This window comes from Pseudomonas sp. PA-7-1E (assembly GCF_021605325.1).
GTDB lineage: Bacteria > Pseudomonadota > Gammaproteobacteria > Pseudomonadales > Pseudomonadaceae > Aquipseudomonas > Aquipseudomonas fluorescens_BV.
Map to the genome: position 1 here is coordinate 1 of NZ_WKFA01000076.1, position 24,322 is coordinate 24,322.

A 24,322-nucleotide genomic window follows, 5' to 3' on the forward strand; every position below is an offset into this window, starting at 1 on the left:
CCCGAAACGGCCAATCCGGCGCCGCCCTACGGAAGTTGAAGCGCAGGCAGTTGTGTTGCAGTAAATCCTGCGGCGTCACGGGGGTGCCATGCCGTGCCAGGTAGTCCGGTGAAGCAACGATAACCTGCCCGGTAGAGCCGATAAGGCGAGCAGTCAGGGGGCTGTCGGCGAGGGGGCCGAAGCGGATGGCAACGTCGGCTTGGCCGCCGAGGATGTCCACGACTTCATCGCCGAGCATCAGGTCGACGACGATGGCGGGATAGCGGGCGCTGAAGGCGGCGATCAGGGGGACGATGGTCATGCGGCCGTGGGCCAGTGCGGCGCTGACGCGTAGGCGTCCGCGTGGGGCGCCCTGGTCGGTGATGGCATCTTCGACTTCGGCCATGTCGGCGAGGATACGCCGGGCGCCGCGCAGGTAGGCTTCGCCTTCGGCGGTGAAGGTGATGGCGCGGGTAGTGCGCAGCAGCAGGCGGGTGCCTACGCGCTGTTCGGTGCGGGTGATGATGCGGCTGATGGCCGATGGGGTCAGCCCCAACGCCCTGGCCGCGCCCGACAGGCTGCCGTGCTCGGCGACCATAGTGAAGACTTCCATCTCTCCCGAACGCCCGCCGATGTCCATTTGTGCCTCCTGCGCAAAGCTGTAGTTCCCAACCAAGGGCTACTGCTGAAAAAGGCAGTATTGTAGCATTTGGCTCACAGATGAGGAGTCACCCATGCGTATCAATCCCCCCCTTGTAGCATTGTCCGTCGGTGCCTTTGGCATCGGGGTCACAGAGTTTGCACCTATGGGCATGTTGCCCGGTATCGCCGCTGATCTTGATGTCTCCATTCCCGCTGCAGGGCTGTTGGTAAGCGCCTACGCCATGGGCGTGTTGATCGGCGCGCCGATCATGACCCTGGCGACGGCCAGGGTGCCCCGCCGGTATCTGCTGATCGGGCTGATGGCGATTTTTACCCTGGGTAATTTGCTGTCGGCACTGGCCAGCAACTACCAGACATTGATGATCGCCAGGCTGGTGACGTCGCTCAATCACGGAGCGTTCTTTGGGATTGGCTCGATTGTGGCCGCGAGCCTGGTGGCGCCCGAGAAGCGCGCGGGGGCAGTGGCGGCGATGTTTATGGGGCTGACCCTCGCAACCATTGGCGGCGTGCCTCTGGCGACCTGGTTTGGTGAGAACTTTGGTTGGCGCACCGCGTTCTGGGGCATCAGTGGACTTGGCGCGGTGGTCATGGCTGCGCTGTGGTGGGCCTTGCCCAATACTCCCGCGCCCAAGGGTGGCGGCCTGATGGCGGAAATCCGGGTGCTGGGTCGCGGGCCTGTGCTGGCGGCGTTGGCGCTGACAGTAGTGGGCTCGAGTGCGATGTTTACGGTATTTACCTACATCGCGCCGATTCTGCGGGACGTTACCCACGCTTCGACCAACTTCGTCACGGGGATGCTGGTGCTGTTCGGAATCGGGCTCACCCTGGGCAATGTGTGGGGTGGCAAGTCAGCGGACCGCTCGGTGGACCGCACCTTGATCATCTCGCTGGTGGTGTTGATTGCCGTGCTGTTGGCCTTTTCGGTGCTCATGCAATGGCCGTTGCCCGCTGCACTGTCGATCCTACTGTGGGGCGCTGCCAGCTTTGCCCTGGTGCCGCCGCTGCAGATGCGGGTGATGGAGGCCGCCAAAGACGCGCCTAACCTGGCTTCGGCGATGAACATCGGTGCGTTCAATTTTGGCAATGCGATTGGTGCGGCATTGGGTGGCGCGGTGATCAATGCCGGGCTCGGCTACCCGGCCATATCCCTGGCAGGCGCACTGATGGCGGGCCTGGGCTTGCTGATGGTATTGGGGCTGAGCTGGCGTTCGCGGCGGGCCGACTCACGCGCTGGCCGGGAGACGGTGCAAGCCTGAGTAGCGTGCAGGTTGTTCGTCTAGACTTCATGCACCTTTCAACCCGAGGAGCCTTGCGATGAACAACAAGAATACGATCTGCCTCTGGTACAACGGCGATGCTCTGGAGGCAGCGACCTTCTACGCCAACACCTTCCCCAACAGCGAAGTAAAAGCCGTACACCGTGCGCCTGGCGACTACCCATCCGGCAAGCAGGGTGATGAGTTGACGGTGGAATTCACCGTACTGGGTATCCCCTGCGTGGGCCTCAATGGCGGCCCCCTGTTCAAGCACAGTGAAGCGTTTTCCTTTCAGGTGTCTACCGAGGATCAGGAGGAAACCGACCGTTTGTGGCATGCCATCATCGACAACGGTGGGCAGGCGAGCGCTTGCGGTTGGTGCAAGGACAAGTGGGGGCTGTCGTGGCAGATCTCGCCGCGGGTGTTGGTCGATGCAGTTACCAGTAAAGATCCTGCCGTCGCCAAGCGTGCATTTGAAGCGATGATGACCATGACCAAAATCGACATCGCTGCCATCGAAGCCGCCATTGCCGGAAACTGAACGGTGGGAGCGCTCGAGCCTTGGCGAGGCCGCGATGGCGGTGGGTCAGGCAGCGTAAATGCCAACAGCACCACCGCCATCGCAGCATAGGTATCTACACAACTTTGTGGGTTGTAACAGCAGACAGCAACCACGATGCGAAGCGAGTCGCTCTTGATCTTAGGCGCCCCGTTAAACCGCGCTGGCGGATTACGGGCACACCGAGCCTAGGCGAGGTGCCGAGTGGTGGGGCAAGAGCGTTTTGCTTACTTTGGCCTGGGCCGGCATCCCGGCTTTTGCAAAGTGAGCCGCCGTCAGGGCGGAACCATCGGTGGCCGTTACCTTAATAATGGATATGTACTCGGTCAGATCCAATATCCCGGTCGGCTGGCAGACCGCCTTCGCAGGCAAGCCAGCTCCCACATTTGAATCGCGGCGCGTTAGTTAGATCGACGCCGGCTGTCAGGCCGTCACGGGCAAGCTAGCTCGCCACAGGTTCAGCGTCGCACCAAATTTGTGTAGATACCTATGACCATCGCAGGCAAGCCAGCTCCTACATCTGGATCGCGCGCCCTCCCCCATGCGGCAAAAAAAGTCATGCAACGGACGCCCGGTTGCGACACCGTCAATACCGGCCTATGTTCCAAGCCATGCTGTTTTTTTGCTGTCCCCCGCCCTGCGCCCATCCCGTAACCAGGAGACGACATGCCCACCCCTTCACGCCCTGCTGTACTTGAGCTGATCGGCAACACCCCGCTGGTCAAGGTCAGCCGCTTCGATACCGGCCCCTGCACGCTGTTTCTCAAGCTTGAATCGCAAAACCCCGGCGGTTCCATCAAGGACCGCATCGGCCTGGCGATGATCGACGCCGCTGAACGCGACGGTCGTTTGCGCCCTGGCGGTACCATCATTGAAGCCACCGCCGGCAACACCGGCCTGGGCCTGGCGCTGGTGGGCCGGGCCAAGGGTTACCGGGTGGTGTTGGTGGTACCCGACAAGATGTCCACGGAAAAAGTGCTGCACCTCAAGGCCATGGGCGCCGAGGTGCATATCACCCGCTCCGATGTGGGCAAGGGCCATCCCGAGTATTACCAAGACGTGGCGGCACGGCTGGCCAAGGATATTCCAGGCTCGTTCTTCGCCGACCAGTTCAATAACCCGGCCAACCCCTTGGCCCACGAGACCAGTACCGCACCGGAGATCTGGGCGCAGACCCAGCACGATGTGGACGCGATTGTGGTGGGCGTCGGCTCGGCCGGCACGCTCACCGGTTTGACGCGGTTCTTCAAGCGCGTGCAACCCGAACTGGCCATGGTGCTGGCCGACCCGGTCGGTTCGGTAATGGCCGAATACAGCCGCAGCGGCAAGCTGGAAACCCCTGGTTCCTGGGCAGTGGAAGGTATTGGCGAAGACTTCATCCCTTCGATTGCCGACCTGTCCAGCGTGCGCCACGCCTACTCCATCAGTGATGCAGACAGCTTCGACCACGCCCGCCAATTGCTCAAGGCCGAAGGCATCCTCGGCGGCTCATCCACCGGCACACTGCTCGCCGCGGCCTTGCGCTACTGCCGCGAGCAAACCGAGCCCAAGCGCGTGGTCACCTTCGTCTGCGACACCGGTACGCGCTACCTGTCCAAGGTTTACAACGACCAGTGGATGAACGACGCGGGCCTGCTGCAGTACAAACACTACGGCGACCTGCGCGATCTGATCGCGCGCCGCTTCGAAGACGGCCGCGTGATCAGCGTGAGCCCCGACGACACCCTGCTCACCGCCTTCCAGCGCATGCGCCTGGCGGACGTGTCGCAACTGCCAGTGCTGGTCGATGGCCAGACTCTGGTGGGCGTGATCGACGAGTCCGACATCCTGCTGGGCCTGCACCACGACGCTGCAGACTTTTCCATGACCGTCGCCAGCGCCATGACCAACACCCTGCACACCCTGGCCCCCAACGCCAGCCTGGCCGAACTGCAGGCTGAACTGGATCGCGGCCTGGTCGCCATCATTGCCGACGCCGCAGGCTTTCATGGCCTGATCACCCGCGTCGACCTGCTTAACCACCTACGGAGATCCCTTGCATGAGCCAGCCCGATAAAAGCGCGTTTGCCACCCGTGTGATCCACGCCGGGCAGTCACCCGACCCGACCACGGGCGCGCTGATGCCGCCGATCTACGCCAACTCCACCTACCTGCAAGACAGCCCCGGCGTGCACAAGGGGTTTGACTATGGCCGCTCCCATAACCCCACGCGTTTCGCCCTGGAACGCTGCGTGGCCGACCTTGAAGGCGGCAGCCAGGCATTTGCATTTGCCTCGGGGCTGGCGGCGATCTCCACCGTGCTGGAACTGCTGGATGCCGGCGCGCATATCGTCTCGGGCAACGACCTGTACGGCGGCACTTTCCGCCTGTTCGACAAGGTGCGCCAGCGCAGTGCCGGGCACCGTTTCAGCTATGTCGACCTCAGCGACTTGTCGGCGTTTGAAGCGTCATTGCAGGACGACACGCGCATGGTCTGGGTCGAAACCCCAAGCAACCCGCTGCTGAGCCTGACCGACCTGCGCGCCGTCGCCCGCATCTGCCGTGCCCGCGGGATTATCTGCGTGGCCGACAATACCTTTGCCAGCCCCTGGATCCAGCGCCCGCTGGAGTTGGGCTTCGACATCGTGGTGCACTCCACCACCAAATACCTCAATGGGCATTCTGATGTGATCGGTGGTATCGCTGTTGTCGGTGACAACGCTGAACTGGCCGAACGCCTGGGCTTCCTGCAAAACTCCATCGGCGCCATCGCCGGGCCGTTCGATGCCTTCCTGACCCTGCGCGGGGTAAAAACCTTGGCGCTGCGCATGGAGCGCCATTGCAGCAATGCCCTGGACCTGGCCACCTGGCTGGAACAACAGCCACAAGTGTCGCGGGTTCACTACCCGGGCCTCAAATCCCACCCACAGCACGACCTGGCGAAACAGCAGATGCGCGGCTTTGGCGGGATGATTTCAGTGGACTTGAACAGCGACTTGGCCGGCGCGACGCGCTTTCTGGAAAACGTGAAGATCTTCGCCCTGGCCGAGAGCCTGGGGGGCGTGGAAAGCCTGATCGAACACCCGGCGATCATGACCCATGCCAGCATCCCGGCGGCGACGCGAGCGCAATTGGGGATTGGCGATGGGCTGGTGCGCTTGTCGGTGGGGGTTGAAGATGTGGAGGATTTGCGCGCCGATCTGGCGCAAGCCTTGGCCCACATCTAACTCAATTTGATCGTTCCCACGCTCCGCGTGGGAACGCATCCGGTGACGCTCTGCGTCACGCTTGGGGACGCAGAGCGTCCCTGACTGCATTCCCACGCGGAGCGTCGGAACGATCATTGTGTATCAGCCCTGGGTGATGTTGGCCCGCGCCGCATGCAGCTTCTTGTAGCTGTCGATCAAGCGCAAATGCCGGTCCAGGCCTTCCAGCTTCATGCTGGTCGGCGTCAGCCCATAAAAGCGCACACTGCCGTCAACCGAACCGATCACCGCGTCCATGCGCTCATTACCGAACATGCGCCGGAAGTTGGCCTCGTAGTCAGCCAGTTCCAGGTCATCATCCAGTTCCATCTCCAGCACCGCATTCATCGCCTGGTAAAACAGGCCGCGCTCAACGGTGTTGTCGTTGTACTGCAGGAACATCTCTACGCATTCCTTGGCCTCTTCATACTGCTTCAGCGCCAGGAATATCAGCAGTTTCAGCTCCAGGATGGTCAACTGGCCCCACGCGGTGTTGTCGTCGAACTCAATGCCAATCAACGTAGTGATATCGGTGTAGTCGTCCAGCTCACTTTCTATCAGGCGCTCGACCAACGCCTGCAGCTCCTCCTCGCTGAGGCGGTGCAGGTTGAGGATGTCTTCGCGAAAAAACAGCGCCTTGTTGGTGTTGTCCCAGATCAGGTCATCCACCGGGTAGATTTCCGAGTAGTCCGGCACCAGGATGCGGCAGGCAGTAGCGCCCAGGTGCTCATACACCGCCATGTACGACTCTTTGCCCATGCCTTCGAGGATGCCGAACAGCGTGGCGGCTTCCTGGGCGTTGGAGTCTTCGCCCTGGCCGGAGAAGTCCCACTCGACGAATTCATAATCCGACTGGGCACTGAAGAAGCGCCACGACACTACGCCGCTGGAATCGATAAAGTGCTCGACGAAGTTGTTCGGCTCGGTGACCGCCTGGCCTTCGAAGGTCGGCTGCGGCAGGTCGTTCAAGCCTTCGAAGCTACGGCCTTGCAGCAGCTCGGTGAGGCTGCGTTCCAGCGCCACTTCCAGGCTGGGGTGCGCGCCGAACGAAGCGAACACGCCGCCGGTACGCGGGTTCATCAAGGTCACGCACATCACCGGGAACTCACCGCCCAGGGACGCGTCCTTGACCAGCACCGGAAAGCCCTGGGCTTCCAGGCCTTCGATACCCGCCAGGATGCCAGGGTACTTGGCCAGCACTTCGGCGGGTACGTCCGGCAGCGCAAATTCGCCCTCGATGATTTCGCGCTTCACCGCTCGCTCGAAAATCTCCGACAGGCACTGCACCTGGGCTTCGGCCAAGGTGTTACCCGCGCTCATGCCGTTGCTCAGGTAGAGGTTTTCGATCAGGTTGGACGGGAAATACACCACCTCGCCATCGGACTGACGCACGAACGGCAGCGAGACAATGCCCCGGGCTTCGTTGCCGGAGTTGGTGTCGAACAGGTGTGAACCACGCAGCTCGCCCTCGCGGTTGTAGACTTTCAGGCAGTAGGCATCGAGGATTTCACTCGGCAGCTCATCGTTGGGGCCCGGCTGGAACCAACGTTCGTCCGGGTAATGCACGAACGGCGCGTTGGCCAGGTCCTCGCCCCAGAACTGGTCGTTGTAGAAGAAGTTGCAGTTCAGGCGCTCAATGAACTCACCCAGGGCCGACGCTAGCGCGCCTTCTTTCGTCGCGCCTTTGCCGTTGGTAAAGCACATCGGCGAATGGGCGTCGCGGATATGCAGCGACCACACGTTGGGCACGATATTGCGCCACGAGGCAATCTCGATCTTCATGCCCAGGCCCGCGAGAATCGCCGACATGTTGGCGATGGTCTGCTCCAGCGGCAGGTCCTTGCCGGCAATGTAGGTGCCTGCTGCGGACGTGGAGTTGGGCATCAACAGCGCCTGGGCATCGGCGTCGAGGTTCTCGACTTCCTCAATCACGAATTCCGGCCCGGCCTGCACCACTTTCTTCACGGTGCAGCGGTCGATGGAACGCAGGATGCCTTGGCGGTCCTTGTCGGAGATATCTGCGGGCAATTCGACCTGGATCTTGAAAATCTGGTTGTAGCGGTTTTCCGGGTCGACGATGTTGTTCTGCGACAGGCGAATATTCTCGGTGGGAATATTGCGCGTCTGGCAGTACAACTTCACAAAGTACGCCGCACACAACGCCGACGAAGCCAGGAAGTAGTCGAATGGCCCCGGTGCCGAACCATCGCCCTTGTAGCGGATGGGCTGGTCGGCAATGACCGTGAAGTCATCGAACTTGGCTTCAAGCCGAAGGTTGTCGAGAAAGTTGACCTTAATTTCCATGCGGGCACACCAGAATAACGAGCTAAACAAATTGGCCGCCATTATGAAGCGTTTCGCCGGGAAGTCTCAGGGTTTTGCGTATGGGCTGCTGATCAGTGCTAACGTCCGCCCTGTGGGAGCGCGTTGCTCCAGTTAGATAATGCTCACCACTGCCAGGACAGGCCATGGAACCGATAGCGCCGAACGCCGCACTGTTGATCATCGATATGCAAAAAGGCATGGCCGATCCCACCCTTGGCCGCCGCAACAACCCAGACGCTGAGCAGCACATACAGCAATTGCTCAATGCCTGGCGCCAGGCGCAACGCCCGATCATTCATGTGCGGCATATCTCCCGCTCTGGCGCTTCGGTGTTCCGGCCAGGCCAGCCCGGCTGTGAGTTCCAGGATGCGCTGCACCCTCTGGCCCATGAGCATGTGGTGGAAAAAAACGTACCGGATGCATTCAGCGCCACGGGCCTGGAGCGCTGGCTGCACCTGCGCTCGATCCAGCAGTTGGTAATCGTCGGGGTCATCACCAACAATTCAGTGGAATCCACCGCACGCTCGGGCGGCAACCTGGGGTTCGACGTGATCGTGGCGGCGGATGCCTGTTTTACCTTCGATCAAACCGACTTGTCGGGACGGCTGTGGGCCGCAGAGGATGTGCATGCGTTGTCGCTCAGTAACCTGGCGATGGACTATGCAAGGGTGTTCAATACCGGGGAAATATTAGATCCATGTAACCCGCGATGCGCTTTTTGATGCAATGCTGCACCTGTGGCGAGGGAGCTTGCTCCCGTGACAGCCCTAAAGCCGCCGCTTACCTAAATGTCGCCCCGATTCGCCTGCCCCCATCGTTCATGGAAAACGGCTAAAACACCCCGGCATCCTCCAGCATTTGCGGCAACGCCTGCGGCCATACCGTATCGCTCGTCGCGAGCAGCGCCTCTGCCGACCACCAATGATGATCCGCCATCACCTGGGTCTCCTCTACTGTCCATTCGGCCCTGGAAAGCGCGTCGCTGGATGCATGCACAACGAAGTACCGCTCTACTGCCAACACGGTTTCACCGCTGGGTAACACCAACGGGAAACTACGCTCTGCCACGGATTCCCCAACGCTGCTGACCGTGATACCCGTCTCTTCGCGCAACTCACGAATCGCGGCGCTGTAAAAGCTCTCCCCAGCCTCTACGCCGCCGCCCGGTGTGGCCCAGTAATCCTGGCCGGCTAGGGCGCCGTCTTTATGCACGAAGCGAAACAGCAACACTTGCTGTGCAGGGTTGATGACCAGTAATCGTGCGGCTTTGCGTTCACGCATCTGATTGATTCCTTTCTACGAGGGCGGAAACCGTCCAGCTCAGAAACGCCCGTAGGCGTGTCGTAAATGCCTCGCCCTCGGCGCTCGGGTTGCGTGCTTCAAATAGGAAGTAGGCGATTCGCACGCGCATGTTCGGGTAATGCTGGACGAACAGCCCGACGTAGTCTTCCAGGGTTTGCGGCCAGGTTTGCGCATCCTCGGCTCGCAGGGTGTGGGTAGCGCGGATCAAGGCCCGCGATGCTTCCCGCTGCAGGCCAAGCCGTGTGTGTTCAGTACTGGCCTGTTCGATGCGCAACAGGTACGCCGTAAGCGCCTGTTCAAAATCGCCGTTGACCGCCAGGGCGATGGCGCGGGACGGGCGAAACGGTTCGAAGTGCAGTGACAGGTCTTCGCCCCAGAGACAGCGGCAATGATGTTTGAGCCAGAAGCCCCAACTGTTTCGGTTTTCGGGCGCCAACACCTGGGCGCGGTGGCCGATGTCGAAGTCGATCTTGGTGACGCTCGGATGCCGTTGCTCCAAAGCGAGTCGGGCCGACTCCAATTGTTCAAGCACCGGCGCATTCGGTGGTTCGACCAGTATCAGTGAAAGGTCAAGGTCGCAAACTCCGGCCTCGCCCTCGCCCCGTGCAATGCTGCCATACAGGTAGATCCCGTGCAGCCCCAGCTCAGGCCGGGACAAGGTAGCGCAAACGTCCGCCAGCAGGGGCTGGAACTCCGGTTGTATAGGCCCATCAGCGACGGTGAGGATATAGCCGTCGGCATCGATGCCTGCAGGTTTTTGGGTAGTCACGGGCGATGTACCTCAATCACCAACCCTTCCTCTTCCCTCGGCACACTGAAATGGCGAGTGATCAGGTCAAACTCGGCATCAGTGGCGGCAAAATCATGGTCACCTCGGGCATTGCGCGCATGCAGGCGCGCACGACAGGTGGCATCGTCCAGATCCAGGTAATGCAGGCAGTGCGGCACCTTGGCTGCCTGGGCCAGGCCGAGTAACCATTGACGATTGGCGAGGGTATTGGCCGGAAAATCCAGCACCACATTGACGCCGCACGCCAACAGATCGATCACCAGCGGCTCAAGTACTCCACGAACCTGCTGGGCACAGCGCAGGTAGTCGGCAATGCTCTGGATCTGACCAGGGTAGAGACTGGCCAGCCACTGGTCTTCGCTGAGCACAATGGCTGCGTGCTCGGTGGCGAGGGTCTTGGCGAGTGTGGACTTGCCGGAGGCGATCTTGCCGCATAACAGGTGCAGGGTTGGCATAAAACGATTCCTTGGAGGAGCCCAACAGGATGAGTCATGCAGGCATTATCGTAAACACATCCAGTTGAATCCTCGTTCCCGAGCGAGGTCACCTATCAGGAGACGACAACGCAATTGGAGGTGGTGATGAACCTTGCAATGACACTCTTCAGTCTGTTTGCCGGTTGGATGGCGATTGTGATTTCGATGCTATGGGGTGTGCTGCGAGTGCTGCGCTGGCACCATGCTTAGCACCCCGGACGGTCGCTACTTTGTGGTCAAGGGGCAGTTGTGGCGCTGTACCAATCCGGCGCTGGATGAAGCGACGCGCCAATACTGGGTCAATGAATTGATGGATGCACGCCGGGCGGTCAAGTCAGCCAAGGGCAGCGCCGACCCCGAACCCTTGAACGCCGCCCGGCAACGGGTGCAGCGTGCCAAGGTGGCATTGGGCGAGCGTGGCCCTGTGTGGTGGGGCGATGGCAGCCCGGATTACAACCGCCGCCAGGTCAAAAATACGCCCTATTGGGCATGGTTCGAGAAACACCTCGACACGCCATCCCAGTGAACTTTCTTACAAGTGCCATGCTCCTTTCCTATGCGAAGTCAGCGCGCCCTGAGCCCAGGGTGCAGAACGATAAGGAGCCGCCACCAATATGACTACCCTCTCCACTTACCCCGTCGTCAGGCCTGGGCCGTTGCATGGCACATTGCTTGCCGGCACCGTGCCGTTGTTTCTCGGGGCCTTGCTCAGTGATATCGCCTACGGCCAGACCTACCAGATCCAATGGGCCAATTTTGCCTCCTGGCTGATCGCCGGGGCGCTGGTGTTCTGTGGTTTTGCCCTGCTGTTTGCACTGGTCAACCTGCTGCGCGCCGAACACAAGGGCGGGCGCCCGGTGGCGTACTTCCTGCTGTTGCTGGGCACATGGGTGCTGGGGCTGGTGAACGCCTTTCAACATGCCAAGGATGCCTACGCCATGATGCCTGCTGGCCTGGTGCTGTCGGCGATCATCACCGTGCTGGCGATTGTCGCCACCTGGATCGGCTTGACCAACCTGCGTTCAGGAGCTGCCCGATGAAACCACTCAACACACTGACCCTGCTCAGCGCCGCCCTGTTGCTGAGTGCCTGTGGCGGCGAAGGTGACAAGACCCAGGCGCGCGGCCCTGACCCCAAGCTGCCCGAACAACAAAGCAGCCTGTTGCCGAGCATGAAGATTGCCGAGCCCACGCCGTGGGGCGATCAAAAGCCCAAGGTACCCGAAGGCTACAGCGTCACCGCCATCGCCACCGACCTTGCGATCCCGCGCCAGACCCTGGTGCTGCCCAACGGCGATATCCTGGTGGCCGAAGGCCGTGGCGGCAGTGCGGCCAAACTCAAGCCCAAGGACGTGATCGCCAGTGTGATCAAGGCCCAGGGCAACACCAAGGTCAAGGGCGGCAACCGCATTACGCTGCTGCGTGACGCCGACGGTGACGGCACCTATGAACTCAAGACGGTATTCGCCGACAACCTCAACGCTCCCTACGGGCTGGCATTCGCCGACGGCAAACTGTATGTGGCCAACCAGGACGCACTGGTGCGCTTTGACTACGCCGACGGCCAGACCAAGGCCAGCGCCCCGCCCGTCAAAGTCACCGACCTGCCGGCGCAGATCAACCATCACTGGACCAAGTCATTGGCCGTCAGTGACGACGGGCGTCAGCTGTATGTGGGCATCGGTTCCAACAGCAACATCACCGAACGCGGCATGGAAGTGGAGATCGACCGCGCAATGGTCTGGCAGATCGATGCCGCCACCGGTGCGCATAAGCCCTACGCTACGGGCCTGCGCAATCCGACGGCGCTGACCATCCAACCGGGCTCAGGGCAACTGTGGACCGTGGTCAACGAGCGCGATGAACTCGGCCCCGACCTGGTGCCAGACTACCTGACGTCGGTGCGTGAAGGTGCCTTCTACGGCTGGCCCTACAGCTACTGGGGCCAGAACGTCGACCCCCGCGCACAACCGCAGAACCCGGCCAAGGTGGCTGCGGCGATCAAACCCGATTACAGCCTGGGCTCCCATGTGGCCGCGCTGGGCGTGGATTTTTCCATCCCCGCCATGGGTGAAAAATTCGCTGACGGCGCGTTTGTCGGCGAGCACGGCAGTTGGAACCGTGACAACCCAGTGGGCTACAAGGTGATCTTCGTGCCGTTCAGCAACGGCAAACCGGCGGGCGAGCCCATCGACTTTGCCACCGGCTTTCGCGGCGACGATGGCAAGACCCGTGGGCGTCCAGTGGGGGTGACGGTAGACCCAAAAGGCGCGCTGATCATTGCAGACGACCTGGCCAATACGATTTGGCGCGTCACGCGTAACCAATAACCGCAGATGACAGGGGCAGCGACGCCCCTGTCAGCCGTCACTTTGCAATTGTGCGTCAAGCCAGGCCAACAACGCCGTGACCTCCTCCCGACTGCCCGCCCCTTGCTGCCTGTAGACCGAAATAGCCTCGGGCAAAAACACGCTTTCTGCGCAGGGCCGCACCAGCGCCCCACTGTCAATCAGCCGGCTTGCGGTACGACGCCAACCCATGGCGATACCGTGCCCTTCCACGGCGGCTTGCAACATCAGCGGGTAACTGTCGAAGGTGGCACTGCGTGCATCCCTGGCCAGCGTGTGGCCGAACATCTGCAGCCACTCATCCCACTCCATCAAATGCGGAGGCTCGGAGCTGTGGTGCAGAAAGGTGCAGGGCTTTAATTCAGCCAGTGATAACGGTTGTTCCGGGCAGAGGTAGCTGGGGCAGCACACCGGGAACACCTCGTCGGAGGCGGTGAACATCAGCGTATGGCTGCCACTGGCGCGCCGGGTACTTTGCAGGGCCACATCGAAATGCCCGTCGAACTGGGTGATCGGCCGCGTGCAGGTCACCACCTGGATCTCGATCTGCGGGTATTGCTGGTGGAAGGTCGCCAGGCGCGGCATCAACCAATAGAACGCCTCGCATAGCTGGCATAGCAGTACCACGCGATTTCGCTGGGGCGATGTTCTCAGGCTGACCGCGCCCTCACTGATGCTGTGCAAGGCCAGGCTGACCACCCGCCCCAGCTCACGCCCTTCTTGCGTCAGGAACACCCCACGGTTGCGCCGACAAAACAGCTTGACCCCCAGGTTGTATTCCAGCCCGCGGATCTGCCGACTGACCGCTGCCTGGGTGATGTGCAATTCATCGGCCGCCTTGGAGAAACTCTCCAGGCGCGCCGCCGCTTCAAACGGCAGGAGGCTGGCCAGAGGCGGTAAGGTTTTGCCAAGTGCATTCATAATCTGTGGTTATGCATCCAAGGCTGAAAACTCGTTTGTAGCACAGCCGCAGCGCTGGGCACCATGAATCCCTCACTTCATGGATCAGCCTGATGACCAGCGCCCGCACCTCACTCTTTACCGGTGTGATATTTGCCGTTGTCGCCACCCTTGGCTGGGCGCTGAACTTCATTGCGCCCTACGTCACCGGCGTCTACAGCCTCTACGACTTGATGGCCGTACGGTTTCTGATGGCCGGTGGGCTGGGTCTCGTCTGGATCATGGTGTGCAGGGCGCAATTGAGTGTACTCAGCACCGGCCAGTGCGTACTGGCGGCAGCACTGGGCGCACTGGGTTGCCTCGGTTATGGCGCGTGCATTGCTGCCGGCGTGATGTTCGGCGGCCCGGTGCTGACGCCAGCGTTTGTCGGCATGGTCCCGGTGCTACTGGCGTTGATAGGCAACGCCAGTCACAAGACCCTGCAATGGCGCCAGTTAGTGATGCCGTTGTCCTGCCTCACCATGGGGCTGTTGCTGGCCACGGTCAGCAGCCTCCACCTGCCCGCCTCCGGCACCGGTTCCTGGCTGGCGGCTTTGTGCTTCTCCCTGGGCGCAGTGGCCTTGTGGCTGGGGTTCAGCGTCATCAATCAACAGCAACTGGCGCGCCTGCCAGCCAGCGCAACCGGTCTGTGGACTGCCCTGATGCTGGTAGGCGCAGGCGGCGCGGCGCTGTGCCTGCTGCCATGGCTATACGCGCTGGGCTTGTTCCGGTTGCCGACCCTTGGCGCGGCTTGGAGCCAGGCATGGCCGCTGTATGCCTGGAGCCTGGGCATCGCGGTGATGTCCACGGTGGTCGGCGCCTGGGCCTGGAACGCGGCAACGCGGCGCCTGCCCATGGTACTGAGCGGTCAGTTGATTGCCCTGGAATCACTCTTCGCCAGCCTGCTCGGTCTAGGCTTTCACCAGCGCTGGCCGACGCCAATGGAGGCCGTGGGCCTGGCTGCCGTGCTCGTCGGCGTGGTCATGGCGGTTCGTATCCTCCTGGCGCAGGCAAAACCCGCCACAACCCATCAGACCTTAGGGGAGACTCAACCATGACCCATTCAAACGACGCACTGGCACTGCCCCACACCTTTGACTTCCACAATCAAACCGTGCGCTGGGGCCAGCTGGGTACCCAGGGGCCTGCGCTGGTGATGGTGCATGGCACACCGTTCTCTTCCCATGTGTGGCGCCGTATCGCACCCTTGTTCGCCCAGCAATACCGCGTGTTCTATTACGACCTGCTTGGCTATGGCCAGTCTGAACAGGCGCCGGGCCAGGACGTGTCCCTGGGCGTGCAAAACCTGTTGCTCGCCGCACTGCTACACCATTGGGGCCTGGAACGCCCCCATGTGCTGGCCCATGATTTTGGCGGTGCCACGGCGCTGCGTGCGCATCTGCTCGATGGCTGCGACTATGCCAGCCTGACCTTGATCGACCCCGTCGCCATGGCGCCCTGGGGTTCGCCGCTGGTGCAGCATGTGCGCCGCCATGAACAGGCCTTCAGCGACGCGCCGGCCTATATCCATGAGGCGATTGTGCGTGCCTATCTACAGGGCGCCGCCTTCACGCCGCTACCTGCCGAGGTGCTGCTCGCCTACGTCACACCCTGGACAGGTGAGATTGGCCAGCCCGCCTTCTATCGCCAGATTGCGCAAATGGACCAGCGCTATACCGACCAGATTGAAGACCGGCTCACCGGGCTGCGTTGCCCGGTGCAATTGCTCTGGGGAGAGGAGGACCAATGGATCAACGTGGCACAAGGCGACGCGCTCGCAGATAGATTAGGTGCACGCTACCTGCGCGTCCCGCGTGCGGGGCATCTGGTGCAAGAGGACGCGCCCGAGGTCATCGTCGCTGCCTTGATGACCTTTCTAGCTAGCGTCACAGATCAGTGATTTCCTTGTGGCGCGGCACCAGCGTCTTCATCACGCTCCAGGCCACCAGGTAAGCCAGGGCGCAGATGGCAAACATGATCATGTAGCCGGTATGGATGTCGTTGATGGACTTGTAATAGTCGAACACCCAGCCACCGATCTTGGTCATGAGCACGCCACCCAGGCCACCGGCCATGCCGCCAATGCCGACCACCGAGGCCACGGTTTTCTGCGGGAACATATCGGACACGGTGGTGAAAATGTTGCATGACCACGCCTGGTGTGCCGAAGCGCCCACACCGATCAGCAGCACCGGCACCCAGAAGCTGAGGTAACCCAACGGCTGCGCCAGCAACACCACCAGCGGGAACAGCGCAATCACCAGCATGGCTTTCATGCGCCCGTCATAGGGGGCATCGCCGCGCGCCATGAAGTAGCTGGGGAACCAGCCGCCGCCAATACTGCCGACCATGGTCATGCTGTACAGCACCGCCAGCGGCATCACGATATCGGCGCCTTTCATGCCGTATTGGGCAGACAGGTAGGTGGGCAACCAGAACAGGAAAAACCACCACACGCCGTCGGTCATGAACTTGCCGAAGGCAAACGCCCAGGTCTGGCGGTAGGTCAATAGTTTGAACCAGGAGACTTTCTTCCCTGCGGTGCCCGTCGGTGCCGGGGTAAATGGTTGTACGGTCTGGTCGCTACGGATGTAGGCCAGTTCCTCAGGTGACAGGCGTTTTTGCTGTTCCGGTTTTTCATACACGGCGGCCCACACGGCAACCCAGACAAAACCCAGCATACCGATGACCATAAACGCCGCCTCCCAGCCCCACATGCCAGCAATCAAGGGGACACAGATGGGCGCCAGAATCGCGCCGACGTTGGCGCCGGAATTGAAGATGCCGGTGGCCAGGGAGCGTTCTTTCTTGGGGAAATATTCGGCAGTGGCCTTGATCGCGATCGGGAAGTTACCCGCTTCGCCAATCGCCAATACCGCTCGTGAGAGCATGAAACCGGCAATGGACACCGGGATTACGGCCAGGCCAATGGCACCACTGACCGCCGCGATGCCCTCGCCCATCGGCACCGAAAACGCATGCATGATCGCGCCAGTGGACCAGATGCCAATGGCTACCACATAGGCGGCCTTGGTGCCGATCCTGTCGACGAAGCGCCCGGCAAACAGCATGGAAATGGCGTAGACAAACTGGAACACCGCCGCGATGTTGGCGTAATCGGTGTTGCTCCAGCCAAACTGCGTTGACAGTTGCGGTGCCAAGAGGCTGAGCACCTGGCGGTCGAGGTAATTGACCGTGGTCGCGAAAAACAACATCGCGCAGATCGTCCAGCGATAGCTGCCGACCGCCTGGCCGACACGAAGGGCACTGATGGGCTCGTTCAGATTCATGGCATCACTTTTTATTTTTGTTAGGTAGGACATATGTAACGTCATATGTCGTCGTACAACTGCTGGTTTTATAGCGAGACGCCCGCGCAGTGTCAATCGCAAAGATTGCCGCTTATCCAGGAATTACGTGAATTCGAAAAATGTCAGTGCTGTGCAGTTGTAGGACGACAAACCCTGAGCACTAGGCTGGGCGCTTGACCGGGGACATCATCCAGCAGGCCAAAGCGTTGCATGCCGAGCTTCTCCAATACGCGGATCGACGCAGCATGATCGGGCCGCACTAACCCGAAGACTTCCGGTAGCGATAGCGTGTCGAACGCGAGCGCCAGGGCGTCACGACCCAGCTCAGTGGCATACCCCTGCCCCCAGGCCTCCACGGCCAGACGATAGCCAAGGTTGATGCGCCGCTGCGTCAGGTAATTAAGGGGCGCGATGCCGCCAAACCCGATGATGTGGTCGGGGGTCTCTTTGCGGGCAATCGCCCACCAGCCGTAGCTCTGGGAAGCCCATTGTTCCAGCCAGTGATCCAATAGCCGCTGTGCCGCCCCCAGGTTGGGCAGCGGGCCGGCAGGATTGAACAGGTTGGTCCGTGGATCGCCGAAGATCGCGAACAATCGCTGAACGTCTGCGGGTCGTGGTTGGCGGTAGGTAAGGCGTGAATGACTGCTTGGCATTTAAATGACTTCCCTGTTTTGCCTGACTGACAATGCCTCCCCTTGTGGGAGCGGGCTTGCCCGCGAAAGCGGTGTGCCAGTCACTGAATCTTTAACTGAACCACCGCTTTCGCAGGCAAGCCAGCTCCCACATTTGATCTGTTTTGCCGGTAGCTATGCATCGGCCTTCAGAACCAGGCATTTTTACCCATGCGAGAAAAAATACACAAAGCGGTGAATTATTTCGTGTCCACTTGTATCTGAACTGACAGAGCGGTGCCATCGTAGCGATGGCACCTCCCCTGTTCAGCTTTTGAGTGGCCCGCATGAAACTACGTAAAAAACGCGTCAAACCCATCGGATTGAAAGACATCACCATTGTCGACGACAACAAGATGCGCAAGGCGATCACCGCCGCCGCACTTGGCAATGCCATGGAATGGTTCGACTTTGGCGTCTATGGCTTTGTCGCCTATGTGCTGGGCAAGGTGTTCTTCCCCGACGCTTCCCCCAGCGTGCAGATGATCGCAGCACTGGCCACCTTCTCCGTACCTTTCCTGATTCGCCCGCTGGGCGGCCTGTTCTTCGGCGCACTGGGCGATAAGTACGGGCGGCAAAAAGTCCTGGCCGCCACCATCGTGATCATGTCCTTGAGCACCTTTGCCATCGGCTTGATCCCCGGCTATGCCTCCATTGGCATCTGGGCCCCGATCCTGTTGCTGCTGTGCAAAATGGCCCAGGGTTTCTCGGTGGGCGGCGAGTACACCGGCGCGTCGATTTTCGTGGCTGAGTACGCCCCGGACCGCAAGCGCGGATTCCTTGGCAGCTGGCTGGACTTCGGCTCCATCGCCGGTTTCGTGCTCGGCGCGGGTGTGGTGGTGTTGATCTCCACCGTGCTCGGTGAAGCCGAATTCGAGGCCTGGGGCTGGCGCCTGCCGTTCTTCCTCGCCCTGCCCCTGGGCATCATCGGCCTGTACCTGCGCCACGCGCTGGAAGAGACCCCGGCGTTTCAACAGCATGTCGACAAACTCGAACAGGGTGACCGCGAAGGCCTGAGCCACGGCCCTAAAGTCTCGTTCAAGGAAATCGCCACCAAGCACTGGCGTAGCCTGCTGACCTGCATCGGTATCGTCGCGGCCACCAACGTGACCTACTACATGCTGCTCACCTACATGCCGAGCTACCTGTCCCACAACCTGCACTATGCCGAAAACAGCGGCGTGCTGATCATCATCGCGATTATGGTCGGTATGTTGTTCGTGCAGCCGTTCATTGGTTTTGTCAGCGACAAGATCGGCCGCAAGCCCTTCATCATCGCCGGCAGCATTGGCCTGCTGTTCCTGTCGATCCCGGCCTTCATGCTGATCACCAGTGGCAAGACCGGCCTGATTTTCGGCGGCCTGTTGATTCTGGCGGTGGTGCTGAACTTCTTTATCGGCGTGATGGCGTCGACCTTGCCAGCAATGTTCCCCACCCATCTGCGCTACAGCGCCCTGGCCAGTGCGTTCAACGTCTCGGTACTGATCGCCGGTGTTACGCCGACCGCCGTGGCCTGGCTGGTGGAGAGCACCAACGACCTGTACATGCCCGCCTATTACCTGATGGTGTTTGCAGTGGTTGGACTGATCACGGGCCTGACCATGAAGGAAACCGCCAACAAGCCCCTGCGTGGCGCGGCCCCGGCGGCTTCCGACATGGAAGAAGCCAAGGAGCTGCTGCAGGAGCATCACGACAATATCGAGCAGAAAATCGAAGACATCGATGCCGAGATTGCCGCGCTGCAAACCAAGCGGGAAAACCTGGTACAGCAACACCCGCGCATCAACTAATAACCTGACTGTGCGTGGTCGCGGCCTGCGACCACGCCATTGGAGCGTTCAGCATGGTTTCAAGCGTCACCGCCGCACACAGGTTACTCAGCGCAGACGAGCGCGCCGCCATTGCCGAAATTGAAGCAACCACCAACATCCTCAAGCTGGTCACTCGTCTGACCGGGATGAGATTCGCCGGCATCGCCAAGTTCACCGACCAGGAATGGGTGGTGTGTTCGGCCTACGACCCGCTGCAAATGGGCATCAACGTCGACGACGTACTCGACCTTGAAACCACCCTGTGCAGTGAGTTCTGCATCAACCCACACACCCTGTTCATCCCCCAGATCAGCCAGAACGGCCGTTTCGCGTCACGCCCGGTGGTCAAGCAATACGCCATCGAAAGCTACGCCGGCGCGCCGATCTTCCTGCCCGATGGCCGCCTGTTCGGGGCGCTGTGTGCGCTGGACTCACGGGCCATGCTGTTCGACGACCCGAACCTGCCGGAAACCCTGAGCCTGTTCGCACGGCTGATTGGCTGCATCTTCTACGCTAATCTGACCCCGGCGGATCACTGACACCCGCCCGGCCCCGCAGTGTTGCCATATCACGCTTGGGCGGCACCCCGAACAGCCGGCTGTACTCACGGCTGAATTGCGACGGGCTCTCATACCCGACTTTGAACGCGGCACTGGAGACATCCTGGTGCTCGTTCAACATCAATCGTCGTGCTTCATTCAGACGCAGCCATTTCTGGTATTGCAGCGGGCTCATCGCGGTCAGTTGCCGGAAGTGATGGTGAAAGGTCGCCGCGCTCATTTGCACCCGCGCTGCCAGCTCTTCCACACGCAGGGCCGCGTCGAAATTCAACTTCAGCCAGTCGATCGCCTTGGCAATCCGATAGCCCTGCCCGTCCACCGAGCAGATCTGGCGCAGTCGGCCGGCCTGGTCGCTTTTCAATAGCCGATAATGAATCTCGCGCTGGATCAATGGCGCAAGTACCGGGATAGCCTCGGGTTCATCCAGCAACGCCACCAGGCGCGCGAATGCGGCCAGCATGCCGTCGGTGACCCTGCCGATCCCCACGCCCTTCATGACCGCACGCTCACGCACCGGCGGCAAGCCACCCTGGGCGATCAGCTCGGCGAGCATGCGCAGGTCCAGCTTGAACGTCAGCCCCAGGCACGGTTGCTCGGGGCTGGCCGCCAGCACCTCGGAATTGGCCGGAATGTCCAGCGACGTCACCAGGAACCGGGAAGTGTCGTAGGGATAGCCCTCGCCACCGACCCACAACTGCTTCTCGCCCTGGGCCACCAGCACGATGCACGGCTCAACCATGCACACCACCGGCGCAGCGGGTTGCTCACGCCGATAAAAGCCCAGGCCGGGGATCGGCATGGCGTAGTCGCCGGGCGACGGCGTGCGCGGACCAATCGACTGGATCAGCGCGTTCAGGGGGGTGGGAGTGGACGTCATGACAGACCCTTTCAATGCTTCATTGCACTTTACCCGCGCAAGTCACGGGCGTCGTCACCTGGCCCTGAAACTCAGAGGATCAGGCAAGTAATCCACTCAAATGCACTACAGAAGCCCTGCCGTCACCCGGAAAATGTGCGAACACTTCACGAGGAACACCCCTATGAAACGCCTCTTGCTCGCCCTGGGTTTGCTGGTGACTTCTCTTTCTTCATTTGGAGCCGATATGTCTAACGGTGCGGATAACTTCTACAGCAGCGATACAGTGACGGCCGAACCTGTCACCTTCAACAATCAATACGGCATGCAGGTCGCAGGCACGCTGTTCATGCCCAGGCATCTTGCCCCAGGCTCAAAGCACGCAGCCCTGGTCGTCGGCCACCCGATGGGCGCCGTCAAAGAGCAAAGCGCCAACCTCTACGCCACCAAAATGGCTGAACAGGGCTTCGTGACCCTGTCCCTGGACCTGTCGTTCTGGGGCCAGAGCGCTGGCACACCACGCAACGCGGTGTTGCCCGACCTCTACGTGGAAGACTTCAGCGCCGCCGTGGACTTTCTCGGCACTCGCCCACAGGTCGACCGGGAACGCATCGGTGCCATCGGCATTTGTGGCAGCGGCAGTTTTGTGATCAGTGCTGCGAAGATCGATCCGCGTCTCAAGGCAATCGCCACCGTCAGCATGTACGACATGGGCGCGGCCAACCGCAATGGCCTCAAGCACGGCATGACCTTGCAACAGCGCCAGCAGATCCTGCGCCAGGCCGCCAACCAGCGCTATGTAGAGTTCCAGGGCGGCGAGACCCTCTACACCGGTGGCACGCCGCAGAGCCTCACGGGCGATCCGGTCGGCGACGAGTTCTACGACTTCTACCGCACCCCCCGCGGCGAAGTCACCCCGGCAGGCGCCTCATCGCAGACCACCACCCGGCCGACGCTGACCAGTAACGTCAAGTTCATGAACTTCTACCCCTTCAACGATATCGAGACGATCTCGCCGCGCCCACTGCTGCTGATTACCGGGGCCAACGCGCACTCCCGTGAATTCAGTGAAGACGCCTATCAACGCGCCGCCGAGCCCAAGCAATTGCTGATCATCCCCAACGCCGGCCATGTAGACCTGTACGACCGCGTCGAACTGATCCCGTTTGACACGCTCACCACCTTCTTCCAGAGCCACTTGCAGTGAGTTCCGTTACCCCTCAACCGCAACGCTGGGGCGCGGTGCTGGCGATGTCGCTCGCGGCGTTTGCCTTGGTCGCCTCCGAGTTCATGCCGGTCAGCCTGCTCACACCGCTGGCCGCTGACTTGCACATCACTGAAGGCCAGGCCGGCCAGGGCATTTCCGTGTCCGGGGTGTTCGCCTTGCTCACCAGCCTGGTGATCGCGGCGGTTGCCGCGCGGATGGATCGCAAGCGCCTGCTGATGGCCCTGACCCTGCTGATGATCGTCTCTGGCAGCGTGGTGGCGTTCGCACCGAATTACGCGGTGTTCATGCTCGGGCGCGCGTTGATTGGAGTGGCGATTGGCGGCTTCTGGTCACTGTCGGCGGCCACGGCAATGCGCCTGGTCGAGCCCGCCCAAGTGCCACGGGCCTTGGCCATCGTCAACGGTGGCAACGCCCTGGCGACGGTGATCGCGGCGCCGCTGGGCAGCTTTCTTGGCGGCCTGATTGGCTGGCGCGGCGCATTCTTTTGCGTGGTGCCAGTGGCCGTGATTGCGCTGGCCTGGCTGTGGCTGAGCTTGCCGGCGCTCAAGCACAGCGGCACGGCGGCCACCGGCAATGCGCTGCGCCTGCTGAAAAACTCCAAGGTGGCCTTGGGCATGTGCGCCGTCAGCCTGTTCTTCATGGGCCAGTTCATGCTGTTCACTTACTTGCGGCCATTCCTGGAAGGCGTGACCCGGGTGGAGGTGTCCACCCTGTCGCTGATGCTGCTGGTGCTCGGCCTGGCCGGCCTGGCGGGTACGGTGTTGATTGAGCATTTGCTCAAGCGTCACCTGTACCCGACGCTGATTGCCATTCCGTTGATCATGGCCGGCATTGCTCTTGCGCTGGTGGGGTTCGGCGGTTCAGCGATTGTCACCACCCTGCTGTTGGGCTGCTGGGGCCTGGTAGCGACAGCTGCTCCGGTTGGCTGGTGGACATGGCTGGCACGCACCTTGCCCGACGACGCTGAGGCCGGCGGGGGGTTGATGGTCGCCATCATCCAGTTGGCGATTGCCGCCGGTGCCACCGTCGGTGGCGTGGCATTCGACTTGAGCGGCTACCGGGCCACCTTCGAGTTGAGCGCCGCCTTGCTGGTAGTCGCCACGCTGCTGGCTTACCTGGCATCCCGGCGCCCTGCTCACGCATCCATGGCAAGCGGCACTACTTGAAAAAATGACTCGGCGTTTTACCAAACTGTTTCTTGAACATGCTGGTAAAAGCGCTGGGGCTTTCGTAGCCCAATTCAAACGCCACATCGATGATCTTCTCCCCCACCGCAATGCGCTCCAGCGCCAGCAGCAACCGCGCCTGCTGGCGCCATTGGCCGAAGGTCATGCCGGTTTCCTTGCGGAACAGGCGCTGGATGGTGGTCTGGTCCAATCCCAACCGCGCACTCCAGTCGGCCACGGTGGAGGCATCACTCGGTTCATCCTGCAACGCCAGGCAGATCGGGCTCAGGCGCGGGTCGGCAGGCTGGGGCAGCGACAGCGGCAAGGCCGGGAGAATGGCCAGTTCGTCAAGAATCAGGTGCATGATCCGCGCGTCGCGTGAATCCTCCGCATACGGCGGCTTCAAGCTCACCGAGGCCTTGATCAGTTCACTCAGCAGCGGCGAAACCGTCACCGTCTTGGGCTCGGCCGGCAGGTTGGGGAAGCTGTCCGGGCGCACGAACACGCTGCGCATCTGCAGCGTACCCACGCAGCGCAGCGAGTGAACTTGACCGCAAGGCATCCAGAAGCCACGATTGGGCGGCACCGTCCATTGCCTCAGGGCCGAGTACACCACCATCACACCGCCAATGGCGTACAGCAGTTGGTGCTTGTTGTGGCTGTGTTCGGGGATCACCCAGTTTTCGGGGTAATCGGTGGCCGAACTGATGACGGCCCAGTCGCCCTCATCGATCTCTCGCAGAAATTTATCCAGTGATTTGATCATTTCGCCCTTTTTGCGATGGTTTCTGCCCGAATTGCGCGAGACAGGCATTGGCGCCGAATCTAGCATAAACGCCGAGTCCAGATGGAGTGGCGG

At 61.3% G+C, this 24,322-nt stretch carries 24 protein-coding genes; 14 read left to right on the forward strand and 10 right to left on the reverse strand.

The window, feature by feature from the left end; all coding sequences use genetic code 11:
- Positions 1 to 619 (reverse strand): LysR substrate-binding domain-containing protein (locus GIW79_RS27085; protein WP_236477445.1); only part of this gene is annotated, 619 nt, incomplete at its 3' end.
- A gap of 94 nt (positions 620 to 713) precedes the next feature.
- Between GIW79_RS27085 and GIW79_RS27090 the strand changes: the two genes are divergently transcribed.
- The 4 genes from GIW79_RS27090 to GIW79_RS27105 all read left to right on the forward strand — a co-directional run bounded on the left by GIW79_RS27090 (position 714) and on the right by GIW79_RS27105 (position 5,663).
- Positions 714 to 1,898 carry an MFS transporter gene (locus tag GIW79_RS27090; protein WP_096142897.1) on the forward strand — a complete coding sequence of 395 codons (1,185 nt, stop codon included), beginning with the start codon at positions 714 to 716 and terminating at the stop codon, positions 1,896 to 1,898.
- Positions 1,899 to 1,956: 58 nt separating this feature from the next.
- Positions 1,957 to 2,439, forward strand: a complete 483-nt coding sequence (locus tag GIW79_RS27095; protein ID WP_236455710.1) for a VOC family protein — start codon at positions 1,957 to 1,959, stop codon at positions 2,437 to 2,439.
- A gap of 684 nt (positions 2,440 to 3,123) precedes the next feature.
- A complete protein-coding gene (locus GIW79_RS27100) occupies positions 3,124 to 4,500 on the forward strand; it encodes a pyridoxal-phosphate dependent enzyme (RefSeq protein ID WP_060764260.1) in 1,377 nt (458 codons plus the stop codon).
- Positions 4,497 to 5,663, forward strand: coding sequence for a cystathionine gamma-synthase (locus GIW79_RS27105; RefSeq protein ID WP_019817159.1), 1,167 nt, complete (start codon positions 4,497 to 4,499; stop codon positions 5,661 to 5,663). Before GIW79_RS27100 ends, GIW79_RS27105 begins: the two co-directional genes overlap by 4 nt.
- A 123-nt stretch (positions 5,664 to 5,786) precedes the next feature.
- On the opposite strand, the gene GIW79_RS27110 is transcribed toward GIW79_RS27105, so the two are convergent.
- Positions 5,787 to 7,985 (reverse strand): OsmC domain/YcaO domain-containing protein, encoded by a 2,199-nt coding sequence (locus tag GIW79_RS27110; RefSeq protein ID WP_236455712.1) that lies wholly within the window; start codon positions 7,983 to 7,985, stop codon positions 5,787 to 5,789.
- Between the two features lie 164 nt (positions 7,986 to 8,149).
- On the opposite strand from GIW79_RS27110, the gene GIW79_RS27115 reads away from it, so the two are divergent.
- Positions 8,150 to 8,728 (forward strand): cysteine hydrolase family protein, encoded by a 579-nt coding sequence (locus GIW79_RS27115; protein WP_057975776.1) that lies wholly within the window; start codon positions 8,150 to 8,152, stop codon positions 8,726 to 8,728.
- A 109-nt stretch (positions 8,729 to 8,837) separates the two neighbouring features.
- On the opposite strand, the gene GIW79_RS27120 is transcribed toward GIW79_RS27115, so the two are convergent.
- The 3 genes from GIW79_RS27120 to GIW79_RS27130 are packed head-to-tail and all read right to left on the reverse strand — an operon-like array spanning position 8,838 to position 10,553.
- A complete protein-coding gene (locus tag GIW79_RS27120; protein WP_236455714.1) occupies positions 8,838 to 9,287 on the reverse strand; it encodes an NUDIX hydrolase in 450 nt (149 codons plus the stop codon).
- Positions 9,280 to 10,077 (reverse strand): nucleotidyltransferase domain-containing protein, encoded by a 798-nt coding sequence (locus GIW79_RS27125; RefSeq protein WP_236455716.1) that lies wholly within the window; start codon positions 10,075 to 10,077, stop codon positions 9,280 to 9,282. Before GIW79_RS27125 ends, GIW79_RS27120 begins: the two co-directional genes overlap by 8 nt.
- Entirely contained in the window at positions 10,074 to 10,553 is a 480-nt protein-coding gene (locus tag GIW79_RS27130) for an AAA family ATPase (protein ID WP_236455717.1), read from the reverse strand. The genes GIW79_RS27125 and GIW79_RS27130 overlap by 4 nt, the downstream gene beginning before the upstream one ends.
- 223 nt (positions 10,554 to 10,776) lie before the next feature.
- Between GIW79_RS27130 and GIW79_RS27135 the strand changes: the two genes are divergently transcribed.
- From GIW79_RS27135 to GIW79_RS27145, 3 genes are all read left to right on the forward strand, one after another.
- Entirely contained in the window at positions 10,777 to 11,100 is a 324-nt protein-coding gene (locus tag GIW79_RS27135; RefSeq protein ID WP_089041797.1) for a hypothetical protein, read from the forward strand.
- Positions 11,101 to 11,188: 88 nt separating this feature from the next.
- Positions 11,189 to 11,614, forward strand: a complete 426-nt coding sequence (locus GIW79_RS27140) for a DUF2231 domain-containing protein (protein ID WP_054897353.1) — start codon at positions 11,189 to 11,191, stop codon at positions 11,612 to 11,614.
- Positions 11,611 to 12,903: a PQQ-dependent sugar dehydrogenase gene (locus tag GIW79_RS27145; protein WP_014718638.1), complete on the forward strand. Its 1,293-nt coding sequence runs from the start codon at positions 11,611 to 11,613 to the stop codon at positions 12,901 to 12,903. The genes GIW79_RS27140 and GIW79_RS27145 overlap by 4 nt, the downstream gene beginning before the upstream one ends.
- 30 nt (positions 12,904 to 12,933) lie before the next feature.
- Here the strand turns inward: GIW79_RS27145 and GIW79_RS27150 are convergent, their stop codons facing one another.
- Positions 12,934 to 13,842, reverse strand: a complete 909-nt coding sequence (locus GIW79_RS27150) for a LysR substrate-binding domain-containing protein (RefSeq protein ID WP_236455720.1) — start codon at positions 13,840 to 13,842, stop codon at positions 12,934 to 12,936.
- Positions 13,843 to 13,934: 92 nt separating this feature from the next.
- Between GIW79_RS27150 and GIW79_RS27155 the strand changes: the two genes are divergently transcribed.
- Together GIW79_RS27155 and GIW79_RS27160 are read left to right on the forward strand one after the other, a co-directional pair.
- Positions 13,935 to 14,918, forward strand: a complete 984-nt coding sequence (locus tag GIW79_RS27155) for a DMT family transporter (RefSeq protein ID WP_089041799.1) — start codon at positions 13,935 to 13,937, stop codon at positions 14,916 to 14,918.
- Positions 14,915 to 15,760, forward strand: coding sequence for an alpha/beta fold hydrolase (locus tag GIW79_RS27160; protein ID WP_054897350.1), 846 nt, complete (start codon positions 14,915 to 14,917; stop codon positions 15,758 to 15,760). The genes GIW79_RS27155 and GIW79_RS27160 overlap by 4 nt, the downstream gene beginning before the upstream one ends.
- Here the strand turns inward: GIW79_RS27160 and GIW79_RS27165 are convergent.
- Positions 15,747 to 17,150 carry an MFS transporter gene (locus GIW79_RS27165; RefSeq protein ID WP_054897349.1) on the reverse strand — a complete coding sequence of 468 codons (1,404 nt, stop codon included), beginning with the start codon at positions 17,148 to 17,150 and terminating at the stop codon, positions 15,747 to 15,749. The two genes, GIW79_RS27160 and GIW79_RS27165, sit on opposite strands and share 14 nt — an antisense overlap.
- A 143-nt stretch (positions 17,151 to 17,293) precedes the next feature.
- Positions 17,294 to 17,824 (reverse strand): GNAT family N-acetyltransferase, encoded by a 531-nt coding sequence (locus tag GIW79_RS27170; protein ID WP_236455722.1) that lies wholly within the window; start codon positions 17,822 to 17,824, stop codon positions 17,294 to 17,296.
- 305 nt (positions 17,825 to 18,129) lie between these two features.
- Here GIW79_RS27170 and proP point away from each other — a divergent pair, with 305 nt between their 5' ends.
- Both proP and GIW79_RS27180 read left to right on the forward strand, forming a co-directional pair.
- Entirely contained in the window at positions 18,130 to 19,632 is a 1,503-nt protein-coding gene (gene proP, locus GIW79_RS27175; RefSeq protein WP_014718644.1) for a glycine betaine/L-proline transporter ProP, read from the forward strand.
- Positions 19,633 to 19,685: 53 nt separating this feature from the next.
- Positions 19,686 to 20,192 (forward strand): GAF domain-containing protein, encoded by a 507-nt coding sequence (locus GIW79_RS27180; RefSeq protein WP_020302594.1) that lies wholly within the window; start codon positions 19,686 to 19,688, stop codon positions 20,190 to 20,192.
- Here GIW79_RS27180 and GIW79_RS27185 read toward each other — a convergent pair.
- Positions 20,167 to 21,090 (reverse strand): AraC family transcriptional regulator, encoded by a 924-nt coding sequence (locus GIW79_RS27185; protein ID WP_236455768.1) that lies wholly within the window; start codon positions 21,088 to 21,090, stop codon positions 20,167 to 20,169. The two genes, GIW79_RS27180 and GIW79_RS27185, sit on opposite strands and share 26 nt — an antisense overlap.
- A gap of 163 nt (positions 21,091 to 21,253) precedes the next feature.
- On the opposite strand from GIW79_RS27185, the gene GIW79_RS27190 reads away from it, so the two are divergent.
- Both GIW79_RS27190 and GIW79_RS27195 read left to right on the forward strand, forming a co-directional pair.
- The gene (locus GIW79_RS27190; RefSeq protein WP_034127597.1) at positions 21,254 to 22,276 is read left to right on the forward strand and encodes an alpha/beta hydrolase; all 1,023 of its coding nucleotides are present in this window, start codon (positions 21,254 to 21,256) and stop codon (positions 22,274 to 22,276) included.
- On the forward strand, positions 22,273 to 23,463 hold the full coding sequence (locus GIW79_RS27195; RefSeq protein WP_096142888.1) for an MFS transporter: 1,191 nt from the start codon (positions 22,273 to 22,275) through the stop codon (positions 23,461 to 23,463). Before GIW79_RS27190 ends, GIW79_RS27195 begins: the two co-directional genes overlap by 4 nt.
- On the opposite strand, the gene GIW79_RS27200 is transcribed toward GIW79_RS27195, so the two are convergent.
- Positions 23,456 to 24,277 (reverse strand): AraC family transcriptional regulator, encoded by an 822-nt coding sequence (locus tag GIW79_RS27200; RefSeq protein ID WP_236455794.1) that lies wholly within the window; start codon positions 24,275 to 24,277, stop codon positions 23,456 to 23,458. The two genes, GIW79_RS27195 and GIW79_RS27200, sit on opposite strands and share 8 nt — an antisense overlap.
- Between the last annotated feature and the right edge of the window lie 45 nt (positions 24,278 to 24,322).

What these genes read in the sequence shown, in the direction of transcription:
- GIW79_RS27165 (WP_054897349.1), bottom strand. Translation starts at nt 17,150, where the DNA reads ATGAATCTGAACGAGCCCATCAGTGCCCTTCGTGTCGGCCAGGCGGTC.
- GIW79_RS27180 (WP_020302594.1), top strand. Translation starts at nt 19,686, where the DNA reads ATGGTTTCAAGCGTCACCGCCGCACACAGGTTACTCAGCGCAGACGAG.
- proP (WP_014718644.1), top strand. Translation starts at nt 18,130, where the DNA reads ATGAAACTACGTAAAAAACGCGTCAAACCCATCGGATTGAAAGACATC.
- GIW79_RS27185 (WP_236455768.1), bottom strand. Translation starts at nt 21,090, where the DNA reads ATGACGTCCACTCCCACCCCCCTGAACGCGCTGATCCAGTCGATTGGT.
- GIW79_RS27095 (WP_236455710.1), top strand. Translation starts at nt 1,957, where the DNA reads ATGAACAACAAGAATACGATCTGCCTCTGGTACAACGGCGATGCTCTG.
- GIW79_RS27120 (WP_236455714.1), bottom strand. Translation starts at nt 9,287, where the DNA reads ATGCGTGAACGCAAAGCCGCACGATTACTGGTCATCAACCCTGCACAG.
- GIW79_RS27140 (WP_054897353.1), top strand. Translation starts at nt 11,189, where the DNA reads ATGACTACCCTCTCCACTTACCCCGTCGTCAGGCCTGGGCCGTTGCAT.
- GIW79_RS27145 (WP_014718638.1), top strand. Translation starts at nt 11,611, where the DNA reads ATGAAACCACTCAACACACTGACCCTGCTCAGCGCCGCCCTGTTGCTG.
- GIW79_RS27130 (WP_236455717.1), bottom strand. Translation starts at nt 10,553, where the DNA reads ATGCCAACCCTGCACCTGTTATGCGGCAAGATCGCCTCCGGCAAGTCC.
- GIW79_RS27090 (WP_096142897.1), top strand. Translation starts at nt 714, where the DNA reads ATGCGTATCAATCCCCCCCTTGTAGCATTGTCCGTCGGTGCCTTTGGC.
- GIW79_RS27100 (WP_060764260.1), top strand. Translation starts at nt 3,124, where the DNA reads ATGCCCACCCCTTCACGCCCTGCTGTACTTGAGCTGATCGGCAACACC.
- GIW79_RS27155 (WP_089041799.1), top strand. Translation starts at nt 13,935, where the DNA reads ATGACCAGCGCCCGCACCTCACTCTTTACCGGTGTGATATTTGCCGTT.
- GIW79_RS27105 (WP_019817159.1), top strand. Translation starts at nt 4,497, where the DNA reads ATGAGCCAGCCCGATAAAAGCGCGTTTGCCACCCGTGTGATCCACGCC.
- GIW79_RS27160 (WP_054897350.1), top strand. Translation starts at nt 14,915, where the DNA reads ATGACCCATTCAAACGACGCACTGGCACTGCCCCACACCTTTGACTTC.
- GIW79_RS27135 (WP_089041797.1), top strand. Translation starts at nt 10,777, where the DNA reads ATGCTTAGCACCCCGGACGGTCGCTACTTTGTGGTCAAGGGGCAGTTG.
- GIW79_RS27115 (WP_057975776.1), top strand. Translation starts at nt 8,150, where the DNA reads ATGGAACCGATAGCGCCGAACGCCGCACTGTTGATCATCGATATGCAA.
- GIW79_RS27150 (WP_236455720.1), bottom strand. Translation starts at nt 13,842, where the DNA reads ATGAATGCACTTGGCAAAACCTTACCGCCTCTGGCCAGCCTCCTGCCG.
- GIW79_RS27110 (WP_236455712.1), bottom strand. Translation starts at nt 7,985, where the DNA reads ATGGAAATTAAGGTCAACTTTCTCGACAACCTTCGGCTTGAAGCCAAG.
- GIW79_RS27170 (WP_236455722.1), bottom strand. Translation starts at nt 17,824, where the DNA reads ATGCCAAGCAGTCATTCACGCCTTACCTACCGCCAACCACGACCCGCA.
- GIW79_RS27200 (WP_236455794.1), bottom strand. Translation starts at nt 24,277, where the DNA reads ATGCCTGTCTCGCGCAATTCGGGCAGAAACCATCGCAAAAAGGGCGAA.
- GIW79_RS27190 (WP_034127597.1), top strand. Translation starts at nt 21,254, where the DNA reads ATGAAACGCCTCTTGCTCGCCCTGGGTTTGCTGGTGACTTCTCTTTCT.